At 65.4% G+C, this 11,264-nt stretch carries 7 protein-coding genes; 2 read left to right on the plus strand and 5 right to left on the minus strand.

What is annotated here, in order from left to right; all coding sequences use genetic code 11:
• Positions 1–69 precede the first annotated feature (69 nt).
• Positions 70–987 carry a hypothetical protein gene (locus BJ987_RS29075; protein WP_209896140.1) on the plus strand — a complete coding sequence of 306 codons (918 nt, stop codon included), beginning with the start codon at positions 70–72 and terminating at the stop codon, positions 985–987.
• A 727-nt stretch (positions 988–1,714) separates the two neighbouring features.
• The gene (locus tag BJ987_RS37880) at positions 1,715–1,846 is read left to right on the plus strand and encodes a hypothetical protein (RefSeq protein WP_281070398.1); all 132 of its coding nucleotides are present in this window, start codon (positions 1,715–1,717) and stop codon (positions 1,844–1,846) included.
• Positions 1,847–1,889: 43 nt separating this feature from the next.
• Here the strand turns inward: BJ987_RS37880 and BJ987_RS29080 are convergent, their stop codons facing one another.
• From BJ987_RS29080 to BJ987_RS29100, 5 genes are all read right to left on the minus strand, one after another.
• Positions 1,890–3,257: a CocE/NonD family hydrolase gene (locus BJ987_RS29080; protein WP_281070550.1), complete on the minus strand. Its 1,368-nt coding sequence runs from the start codon at positions 3,255–3,257 to the stop codon at positions 1,890–1,892.
• A 953-nt stretch (positions 3,258–4,210) separates the two neighbouring features.
• Positions 4,211–5,212: a DUF6461 domain-containing protein gene (locus BJ987_RS29085; RefSeq protein ID WP_209896144.1), complete on the minus strand. Its 1,002-nt coding sequence runs from the start codon at positions 5,210–5,212 to the stop codon at positions 4,211–4,213.
• A 319-nt stretch (positions 5,213–5,531) separates the two neighbouring features.
• Positions 5,532–5,870 (minus strand): hypothetical protein, encoded by a 339-nt coding sequence (locus BJ987_RS29090; RefSeq protein WP_209896146.1) that lies wholly within the window; start codon positions 5,868–5,870, stop codon positions 5,532–5,534.
• A gap of 864 nt (positions 5,871–6,734) precedes the next feature.
• The gene (locus BJ987_RS29095) at positions 6,735–9,305 is read right to left on the minus strand and encodes a vWA domain-containing protein (RefSeq protein WP_209896147.1); all 2,571 of its coding nucleotides are present in this window, start codon (positions 9,303–9,305) and stop codon (positions 6,735–6,737) included.
• 11 nt (positions 9,306–9,316) lie between these two features.
• The gene (locus BJ987_RS29100; RefSeq protein WP_209896149.1) at positions 9,317–11,251 is read right to left on the minus strand and encodes a hypothetical protein; all 1,935 of its coding nucleotides are present in this window, start codon (positions 11,249–11,251) and stop codon (positions 9,317–9,319) included.
• Positions 11,252–11,264: the final 13 nt, after the last annotated feature.

Here is an 11,264-nt window from a genome sequence, read left to right on the forward strand (position 1 = left end):
GATATGGCTGGCCCGCAGGTGTTTCCGCGTCCCCCAGCACAGATAGGTGATCGAAGGGAGTTCCACGTTATGGCTAGTTTCCCGGACGGCAATTTCACCATCACCAACAACGAAACCGGCCGCTGTTTGCGCGTCAGGCTCGGCCGGAGCGAGGACGTCAGTGACTACAAGGAAGGCACGAAGTATCTACAGACCGTGACCGCCAAGCCGTGGCTCGAGCTCGGCGAGCCCGATGGCAGCATCGCCACCGCCTGGTACTTCCGCACCGTCATCGATCCACTTGAGAAGGTGCCTGTGAACCAGATCGCCAGTGTCGCGGTCAGCGACCTGCAAAACATCGGTGATTACTGTGTCTGGCTTCGCGTTCCGTTCCTCGACGATGCCACGGCAGCGTCCAAGACTGCCTACCGGCAGCTGCCGGCGGTGATGGAGTCCCGTGAGCCCGGGCGTGTGGAGCTGATGGGCAGCAAGATTCCCGCGCAATGGACAGGCAGCCAACGACACTGGGAACAGTGGTGGATGCGTTATCTGATCGAAGGTGAGCAGGCCCCCCTCGACAGCGCCGTGCACGGGTCGAGGGCGTCATGGAAGGGCGACCGCGCAGAGTTCATCGCCGCGCTGAACAGCTTCTCGGCGCACGCCCGCCCGGAGCTCGAAGCCGCGGCGAAGGCGTCGGGAAACGAGCAATCGAGGGTGGCCGACGCGACCACGGAACTGCGCGGATGCGGGGCCAGCCGCGGCGATACATCCACCTACCGGTGGGCCACCGACGGCCGCTACATCTACGGCGCCGATGACACGACCGTGCCCTCCTCGCGCACCTACTGGACCGATCTCGGCAGCCAACTGGCCGGCTGTCCCCGAGGCCGACCCGGCCAAAGCTGGACTATCAAACCCTGGAACCCGCCACCGCCCCCTGCCGACGACGGTGAAGCCATCATCCGCACCGGCCTGTTCGGCCCGATCGGCACCCTTCTCGGACTCTGAGCTCCCCGACCGCCCGGACGCCCCTTTCGGCGCCCGGGCGGTCACCACGACGCCATGCCATCCCCCTCGTCGACGCGGCCAACTGCAATCGTCCGGTCGGCCCCGATTCTTTGTTGACCGCCACCCCGATCCAGACCTGGTCACGAGGTCGATGATGGGTCTCCTGACGTGGTCGGGTGTAGACCATTCGCGTATCTCACTGGTGCCGAGGACCTTGACTGAATACCACGCTCACCGAAATGTATTGGCGCAGTTGCCTTTCTGTGGGCCCTGTGCGTCGAACACCGGCATCTTCGGGCAGTCCGGAGCGGCGACGGCGACCAGCTTGCCATATGGCGAGATCCTGCTGTCGACAGCCGGTAGACGACTTTCGTCTGGGTTCCGTCGATGAGCACACCGGTCGGGTTGCCGGGGCAGGCTACTACTGCGTATTTGTCGTCGGCGGAGCAGGAGATGCCGGAGGGGCTGCTGACGTGCTCGATGGTCGTCACACGGGCCCGCATTTCGCTTGATTGCGCCGCTGTGTCCGGGGTGTGCGGGAGACATTCAGAGCAGTCGCGTCGGGCCAGACGCGCCCAGCACTCGGCGGTGGCGGGTGTGATCGCGAGGATGTCGGCGACAACGGTGGACAGGCATATCAGTGACCGCAGCCATGATGGCAGTGCCGCAGCGATCCGCACGGGTAGCCCATACTCGGCTAGGAGCCGTTGCAGGGCAATGGAATTGCGTGGCCGCGACGGTGGCTGCCAGGAAACAGGTATTGCGCATGCACCTGATCGCCATGCAGCACGTGGCCCTGGAGCACATCGATCGGCTGTACTCCGAACTGGTTGCCGTCGCGGCCGAGCCGGACGAGTGATCCCGGTGCTAGACGGTAGGAATCACTCGCCGGGAAGTAGGGCTCAGTATTGCTGGGCTCCTTCCAGGGCCGGGATCTTCTCGATCGGAATGGTGATGGACGCGTGCCCGTGCGTGCTGGACAGGGTGAGAGTGCCGCCGGGAACGGGGCGGGGCAAAGGCTGAAGATCACTGCGGGGTGGCCTGAGGTTGGTTCCGTACTCGTACAGCCAATCAATGCTGTCGACGATAAAGACGATATTGTGCCCCCGCGGAACGCGATAATCGGTGCCCTGCAGGGTGAGCTGAACATTGGTTGGAATCTTTGGTTCGTTGTTGCGCACGGTTTTCACCGCATGCGTGATAACTCGCAGAATTTTGGTGAGCGGGTTGTAGTCGAACAGATATGCCGCCACCGTTACTTGCTTGTCTTCCGGCGTGACACTTATTTGCAACTCAGGATACCCGGCGATGTGGCGGGGTTCGGCAAAGGGAGCAGCAAAGGTCCAGACCCCCGCTTGCGTGCGGCGCACGTCTGCCAGGGATTGCAGCATCGGGAGACCGAGGCGCTCCCCGAAGCCATTGACGATGATCGCGTCCGCCATCTGCACTTGCGGCATACCGGAATTGAAGCTGGTGCGGAAGGATATGGGAGGAAATGTCGCCAGCAGACCGTTGCCGGATTCGGAGCGCGGTTCATGCAAGTAGAAACGCCATTGCCGCTTGGACCATTTATCCGTGTTCGGTGCGGAGTAGGTATGACCGAGATTATGCATGGTTTCCAGGTGCATGACCCCGTCACTATCGATGCCGTTGTCGACTTCGAGCAGGTAGTGATCCAGCCAGTCGTAGCCGGCGTCGGTGGCGCGGCCGGGCACACCATGCATCGCCGGAAGCATGTCCAGGGCGCCGTGGTCGCCGATGGCTACGTCCAAGCGCTTGGGCCCGGGATAGGAATCGACGTATTTGAGCAGCTGGTTGGCCGGGAAGAGTGTCTCGTGCCAATAGGTGGTGAAAAAGGTTGGCGCATAGTTTGTTCCAGTCGAGTGCGCGGGAGACCGCAACTTTGCCCAGTCCACGATGTCTTCGATATTGTCATTGTTTCGGAAGTCGTCGACGATCTTCCGCAGTTCCGAACTGGGTCTGGTGCCCACCGCGTAGAGAGTTTCGACCGCGCCGGAGTGCCGCGTGTGCTTGTCGTAGAGGGCTTCTGCGAGATCGGCCCACGTGCTCAGCGCCACTACAGCCTTGACTCGACTATCTGCCAGAGCCGTGAGTTGACTGATACCCGAGCCGTAGGAAAGGCCGAACATCCCGATCTTGTCGCGGTCCACCCGCAATTCTGGGTGTTCTATCGCCCAGTCGATGACCTTGACAGCGTCCTTGATGTCGCGGGGGCCGGCGATCTCCAACTCCCCCTCCGACCCCGCCAGGCCCCGCCGGCATAGGCGACAACGGCGTAGCCGCGGGTCAACAGATGGAACATTGTGCCGTAATACATCCGGTAGCCGGCGTCTTGATTCAGCCCTGCCGGTAGTACGACGAGAGGGAACGGGCCGTCACCCTCGGGGCGGGCGGCAAACGCCTCGAGCAGCACACCTCCCGCGCCGGGAATAAATGGATACTCGAAGTCATTGTCGGTGAGTATCTTACAATTCTGCCGGACCGCGACGATGTAGTCGACCAGCGGTTCCGGAACGCCTTCCAGGCTACCGGTTTTCAGGGCGCTGGTAACTGCGCGGACTCCGTTCAGTTGGTCCTCGGTCAGTAATTGCATACCGCAGGAGGTCGGCTGTGACATATGCCGTTCCTTTCAATTCTGGTTCCATGGAGGGTTTTTCGAATGCCGCGCACGATCACAGCCGCGCACGATCGATACGCATGGCTGGGGGCGGCGTTTCACGAACCGCTAACACGCCAGATGAATGAGAGACACTGCCGGAAATCTTTACGGCCGAGAGGAAACATCCTCAGCGACATCGGTTGGAGCAGTATATATTCGGTCTCGCGAGTACAGCGTACCTCAGCAATCCGATGTTTGGACAGAACTTGCCGGATCCTGCGGATCGCCGATAGCCAATTAATCGAGCTTTCGGCGAGGTGTTCGAAAGCCATCGAGATCACCGGTTATCGCGATGTAATCGAGATAACTTGTGCCATCGCCGATGTGAAGACCCCCACCGGCACCTGGACCAGATCCAGGCCGGGACCGGGTCCTGACAGCAAGTGTCTAATGGGTGCAGCTCGGCAAGTTCTCGATCGAAGAGTGACCGAATCGGTTGGCCCCGTGCGGGTTCTTTGCCTGATCGAGTGTGTGGTGATGTCAGCCGATTCTGACGGCGAACATCCCGTAGACAGCCGGGGTTCGGCTGGTCCGAGCGTGTTGTCAACCCGCAGTGGTGGGGCGGGGTTGGATGGCGGCGCCGAGAGCGCGGGCGAGCAACCGGAGGTCGGACGCGCGGTCACGTTCGATCTCGGTCATCCGCCACCGTCCCGCACCGCCATTCAATGCCCTATGGGCGCGCCGGTCCTCGGTGAGCCAGCTGCGCACCTGCTCACCGAGTGGACTGTCGGGGGCGATCGCGACCGGCTGTCCGCGTTCTGCCGCGGCGAGTGCGTCAGTGAGGCCGGGAGTATCGGTCAAGCCGTGCAGACTGGTGAGCCGTCGTACTTCGGCGACCGCGTCGACAGGGCCGTCGTAGCCGGGGCGAACAGCCGGATCGTTGCGTGCTCGGGCGAACCAGGGCTCGATCTGTGCACTCATCAAGGGGCCGGTGAGCGCCTCGAATGTAGGCAGACGGCCGGTGAGCCGCTCGATCAACCGTAGGCAACGCCCATGGGGGCGGTCGTGGTTGGTGTCGAAAGCGTCGTCCTCGTAGAAATCGCCATCCTCATCGAAAATGTCGTCCGCGTCGACTTCGTTGTCTCCCATATCGAATCCGACTTCGAGCATGTGGGAGAGCAGGCGGTCGGGATCGGCGCCGTACCGTAGGTGCGGGTAAGGGCAGGTCGGATCGAACCCGGTGATCAACACCCCATCGACTGCATAGGCGAACCCAGGAGACGCGTAGTCGTGCCGCAGCACCGATAACACCTCGGTTCCATGTGACAGCGCGGAGGTCAGGCTGCGGCCGTTGAACCCCTCCGACTCGAATACGACGGTCCACCCACCCAGCGGTAACGCCAACGCCATCTCGGGATATCCATCGTCGAAGTTGTCCAGGCCCCCGACATCCGCCCATGTGCGGGTCGCGAACGTGCCGGGCAGACCACCCATTCGCCGCAACGCCTCCGCAGCGTCCACATCACGGATGAAGGTGAGACAGTAGATCTCTCCCAGCGAATCTACTCCCCCACCGTCCGCCCAAGCCAAATCATCGACAGCCACTGGGTCACCTTTCGTCAAGCAAGGCTGCACGTGAGTCTAACGTGCTTGCCGCGGCGAATTGTTTTGTGCCGCTGCCTTTTCAGATCTTTGCCGCGGGTTTCTGCACAATTCGATGCGCCACAGCTGGTTTCGCCGGTGCTCGGCATAGCTGCGCTGAGTCGAATGGTGGTGCCGGGCAGCGGTTGTGCGAAGGACAGCTTCGCGTTTACCTGCAATCGCTGTGCCCTTATGCCAACTCACCAAGACCTCGGCCGAGGCGCCCGCCCTCCACAGACGGGTGACATGAAATCCGGGGCCCAGCCGAGCCGACATGCCCCGATTACTCGCCTTCATACATGCAATAGTCCCGGCCGGCGTCGAACCCCTTCCTGTAACCTTTCTCGAAGCCCTCCCTGTACTTCTTATCCTGGGACTGAAGAGATCTCAGGGCTTGGGCGAGCATCGCCTCCTCCTCCCAGCACATCTCTTCCCCATCCTTGCGGCCCTGCCTATAGCCCTGTCTGAAACCTTTTTCGTACTGCTCCCGCTGCTGGCTCCGGTCTTCTTGGGTTGGGCTGCTCATGCGATCATCTGCCTGGATGTCGGCGTGTGCGAGCGGGGTGGCGGCGATCCCGGCGCACAGCAGCGCCGCGGCCAGCAGAGAACGTGTTCCACGCATGACGGAGCTTCCTTCCGAAGTATTTGCAACGACAGACATTCCACGACGCGGGTAGTGAAGAGTCGGCGCCGACAGCGCGAGCCCCTTTCAGCAGGACGGATTCAGTTTCGGATGGCACAACCCGGGCGGGGAGAGGACGCGCCGCGCCGGAATCGACCCCGAGCCGTGCCTGCCCCGCAACGCACATGATCTTGCTGCGTGCCGGTGTGGGGTACCGGTGTCCGGGGGTGCCTCGGCGCACCGGGTTCATTGCTCTTACAGGCGGCCAGCGTCTGTCTGCGTCCTTGTGCCGACCGTGATCGTGAATACCGTGCCCGGGGAACCCTGGTCTTGCCCAGGAAACGCCGGATGGATTTGATGGACTTCGGTCGGAATCAACAGATCGAAAAGGACTGAGGCATATGAGTTTTCGACGGGCGATCGCCACCGTATCGGTAGTCGGCGCATGCGCGATGCTGGGAGTGGGCGCGCCTACCGCACTGGCCGAGACCGGCCCCGGGGCAGGCGGATCGACGACGGGTAGCGCCAGCGCGTCCGGGCTGGTTTGCATGTTCCAATGGGCACTCTGGTGGGGCGGCAGCGCGGGGCATCCGACCCCTCAGTATCCGTGCGGCCCGCTCGGGTAAAGGGTGGGACCGCGCTCGCCGATGTTACGTCGGCGAGCGCGGATCACGCAGCGACTGGGCGACAGGACGTCGCAGGAAGCGCTCGAATCGACCGGCTGGTCCGGCCACGGGTTGGTCGGGGCGCCGGAGGCGTGTCGATACCAGCTCGATTTCGCCGCCCCGAACACCGTGCCGGCGAGCGCCTGCCGCACCCATCGCTCATACCCTTCGTGGCCGGTGTGTTCCTGCTGATCCCCTCTTACCCCGAGGAATTCCAGGTTCGCCAGCGCGCGAGCACGCGGCGGCGCGGCCGGCGGCGACGGCCGACCGGAATCGGGTCGAGGACATGCCCTTTGACTGTCACCGTGACAGTGCCCGCCGCTCCTTCCGGCAGGCGCAGTACCCGGGTGTAGCCGCCGTCGTAGCGGCTCAGCAGCGCACCGCCGTCGGGGCGCGGATAGCTGATGCCAAGCGCGTAACCTGGTATCTCGCTGAAGAATTCGCCGATATCGGTGTCGAAGCGGACGTCGCTCGGACGGAAGGGGCCGAGATCGCCGCCGTTGCGGTCACGGGGGTGCACGGTGATCGCGAGATGTCGCGAGTCACCGCGCGATTCCTGCCATTCGGTCTCGACGGAGCTGGCGGACGGGTCGACGCCGACGCCCACCCAGCGCGAAACCATGGCGACACGGGCGAAATCGCTGCCGTCGGGCAGGGTGCCGGTGATGGTGAAACGCCACCGGTAGCTGCCCTCGTGGAGCGTCTCGACGTACCGGTTGCGGTAGTCCCCGGTGTCGTCGACGTCGAAGAGTTCGGCGGTGCCGTCCTCGAAGACGGCGGTCGGTGTCTCCTCGGGCAACCCCGGGTCGTCCTCGTCGCGTAGCAGCGACCGGATCATCAGAGCTTTCGGGGCGGCCGGGTCGGGTGGCCGCGGGCGGCCCGGACGGTATTCCTGCCCGGCGGCAGCCAGGACTGTGCCCAATGACGCTGCGGGACGGACGAGTTCGACATGGACGCGGGCATTGCGGACCGCGTCGTCGCCGGCCCGGATCCGGCAGGTGATCTCGATCGGGTCGCCGGTGTCGTAGCGGTCCCGGTCGAAGCCGACGGCGGCGCGCACCAGCAGGTCCTCGAAGGCGAGCAACTGGGTGATCGGGACCGGCGTGCCTGCGGCCCGGTACCGCACATGCCATTCCGTGCCCGGGACGGCGTTCTCGTCACCGCCGAACAGCGCCGCGACGTCCACCGAGGTCAGCACGTGAGTGTCGAACACCAGGCTGGTGCCGGTGACGGGCACCAGTGGACCACCCGCCTGCGGCCGATACGACAGCTCCACCGTGCCGCCGGGCGCGGCGTGCACCGAGAACACCACCCGCCGGGCGCCCGCGGCGACCAGCACCGTGTACTCGTTGCCCACGCCGGGCGTATTCACCTGGGCCGGTTCCACCCCGGCGGCGAAGGCGGCCATCTGCCCCAGCGCGGTCGTGAGCTGACCGACCTGGGTCAGCTTGACGTACGCGCCGCCGGAGTCCACCGCGAGCGCGTCGAGCACGTCTTCCTGCACGGTGGCGCCGAATCCGATGGTGTACAACGACATCCGCTGATCGACGGCGAACCGGGCACCGGTGGCGCGGGCCACCTCGAACCGCTGCGTGCCCGTCGGCGCCGGACTGTTCGGGTCGACCACCACGACGCCCGCGTTCTCGTATCCGTCAGTGAGCAGCACCGTGGTGAAGTGCGGGTCGCCGGTGGTGCCCGCGGCGGCGAAATCGTTCATCGCCGCCACCAGGGCATCACCGATCGGCGTGCACGCGCCCGGGGCACCGAAGGACACACTGGTCACCGCCGCGTTGCCGAGCGCGGACAGGCCCAGGATGCGCTCCAGCGAACTGTCCGGCGTAGCGGTCTTCCAGGCGCACCCGGAGTGGTCGAAGGCGAGCAGTGCGAGGCGATCGTCGCTGTGCACGCCGGACCGCATCGCGACGAACAGGCCCGCGAGCACTTCGGCCGCCACCACCGCGTTGTCCCAGCGCCCGCCGGCCGACATGCTGCCGGACCGGTCCAGGACCAGCGCCAGTCGTTGCGGGCGCGGCGTCACACCGAACGTCCGGCTGGCCGATCCGGTCAGGCCGGTCCCGGTGTAGGTGAGGCGAAGCGTCGTGGTGATGGTCTTCGGCTGGTATACCGTCGGCAGGGCGCACACCAGCGTCGGATTCGGGCCGGTCTGCGGAAACGCGGTCAGCACAACGGGTCCGGTCTTGGTCCAGGCGTATTCCAGCGGTGGCGCCGCGCCCACGGCGGTCGATCCCGCGGTGCCCGCGGTGCAGGTGACGGTATCGCTCTCGCGCACCGTATCGCCGGACAGCGTGGACGCCGCCACGGAGAAGGACGCGGCCGGATCGCAGAGCACGCGCTGAATTGTCCGGTGCCCGGGTTGATTCGAACTCTGGCCGATATCCCAGGTGGTCGGCGCGCTCGCGGCGGCCCGCACCGACCACGCCTCCTTGGCCGCCGGATTCGCGACCGCCACCACCTCGACGCTGATCACCACATCGACGCCCTCCGCCACGACCTCGGCGACGATCCGCCGCGCGGCGACCGCATCGCTGGTGTGGGACGCCCCGGCGGTCGTCGGCAGCGCCACCGTAATTCCGCCGTGCTCCAGCATGACCGCGGGCGCGACGGTAGCGGCCGGAAATCGCACCGTGAAGGTGCCGAAATGCTGTGCGGTGAAGATATTCAGCGACAGGTCCGCCAGCAGGCCGTGGGAATCGTGAGCCCGGTAGACCGGCTGGTCGAATGTCGTCGGTGTAAGGAACGGTGCGGCCATGGTCGACTCCTTCATACCGCGGTGACGAATCGCTTCGTGTAGATCCGGACCGAGCCGGTGCGCGTACTGGCCCAGAACACCCAGACGGTGGTGTCGGGCCCGGCCACGGCGAACGGCATCGTGTCGTCGAACCGGCTGCGGACCAGGTGACGCGGAGTCCCCCACTGCCCCATCTGATCTCGCCGCATGGCCAGGAGGTCGCCCTCCAAGATCGGCCCCCGGCACCAGATCAGCCAGAAGGTGCCGTCCTCGGCGTCCTCCACAGCGCACGGCGCGCGGTCGGTGGAATCCGCACCGCCCAACCCGGATACCGGTGTCTGCCAGGCGTTATTGATGAATTGGCTGGTGTTGATCCCATTCGCGTCTTGCCAGAACAGCCACGCGCCCCCGCCGCGCGGGCACAGCATGAACGGCGGTGAGGTCGCGCCGCCGGGCGGGCCGGCCACCTTCATCGGCGTGCCCTTCTCACCCGTGCCCGGCTTCACCCAGGTCGCCTGGATCCCTTGGCTGGTCACCATGACCGTCCAAATTCTGCCGGTGCTGTCGAGCGCGGCGTGGAAGTCGCGCAGAGGGGTGTCGAGGGCGGCCAGTTCGGTCGGCCCCTCCACCCAGTCGTCCGTGACCATGCTCCAGCGCCGGAAGTACCAGCGCTGGGTGACCTGAGCACCGGGCACCGTCTTGTGGAAGAAGACGGTCACCACCGCCCCGGCCGCGACGACGAACGGATTGTCCTCGGCCACACCGGGTGTCGCCGCGACGGGCAGTTCCGGTGCGGTTCCCAGCTCACTGAACGGGGCCCGTTTGGCGTGCACGCCGGCACTGGACGTCGATTCGCTCTGATAGACCACGAACAGGGTCCCGTCGGGCAATTCGGCGACCGCGGGGTTGGCGTGTGCTACGCCGTCGGTCACCCGCAGGGCGTTCGCGAATCCACCGGCCACATCGTCCAGGCTCATGCGAGACGCGTAGACCTGTCTGTTGTTGCCGCGATCGCTCTCGAACACCGTGACCAGGCCCCGGCGGCTGTCCCGCAGCACCGCGCGGGCGAGGGTATCCACCGTGGTTGATCCGGGCGGCGGCGGCGCGACCGGTTGGTCGGGCGTCATCGGCAATTGGCCGCGCAGCAGCGCGTTGATCGCGTCCCGCAGGCTGACCGGCGGCCGGTCGAATCCGGCGCGATAGTTCGAGGAGCTGGTGCCCAGCACGTCCTCGATCAGGGTGGCGGGCGGCAGTTGCAGCCGGCGATGGCGGCGATCGTCGACATCGGTGGCGCGCACGGTGCCGTCCCCGGCGCGCCTGGTGAGTACCGCCAGCAGCGAATAGGAATGCCCCGCAACGACATCAGGCTCGACGCCGTGTGGAGCGGTCTGTCCCGACCGGACCCGCACCGCCCAGTCGCGGCGCACCCGCGCGCCGGTTTCCACACCCAATCCGGCGTGCAGCAGGCGCGTGTCGTCGTCGGCGGTGACGAAAGACTCCCACACGTCGAGGTAGATCGCCATCTTCCCGTCGTCGGTGGCGTTCGTCAATCGGCGCACCGGCGGCACCCCCAGTTGCTGCGCCAGGACCTGCGCGCCTGGGTGATCCTCGTGCAGTTTCTGGGCGGTGAACGCGATATCGGCCGCAATGGTGGCGTCGAGCCCGTCGACCAGAATGCGGCCCACGCCCCGCAGTCCGGCTTCGTCGGCGGGGATGTTCGCGTCCGCGGCGGTGCCGCCCGCGCCGATGGTGAAGTCGTCGACCGCGCCGGTGCCGGTGATATGGAATCCGTCGTTGCCGTCCGGCACACCGTCACCGACGAACCATTTCAGATAGGCGCGGAGCTCGAACTTGCGAATGTCGTCGAGTTCGTTCAGATCCACGTCGGCGATCGGAGCACCCTGCAGGATACGGACATTGACGTACCGGGCCAGTGGATCGAAGGTGCTCGCGGAGATCTGGGTCATGGTCTTCCTTCCG

This window comes from Nocardia goodfellowii (assembly GCF_017875645.1).
GTDB lineage: Bacteria > Actinomycetota > Actinomycetes > Mycobacteriales > Mycobacteriaceae > Nocardia > Nocardia goodfellowii.

Bases quoted from the DNA above. Each gene is read 5' to 3' on its own strand.
- BJ987_RS29075 (WP_209896140.1), top strand. From the start codon at position 70: ATGGCTAGTTTCCCGGACGGCAATTTCACCATCACCAACAACGAAACC.
- BJ987_RS29090 (WP_209896146.1), bottom strand. From the start codon at position 5,870: ATGCGTGGAACACGTTCTCTGCTGGCCGCGGCGCTGCTGTGCGCCGGG.
- BJ987_RS29095 (WP_209896147.1), bottom strand. From the start codon at position 9,305: ATGGCCGCACCGTTCCTTACACCGACGACATTCGACCAGCCGGTCTAC.
- BJ987_RS29100 (WP_209896149.1), bottom strand. From the start codon at position 11,251: ATGACCCAGATCTCCGCGAGCACCTTCGATCCACTGGCCCGGTACGTC.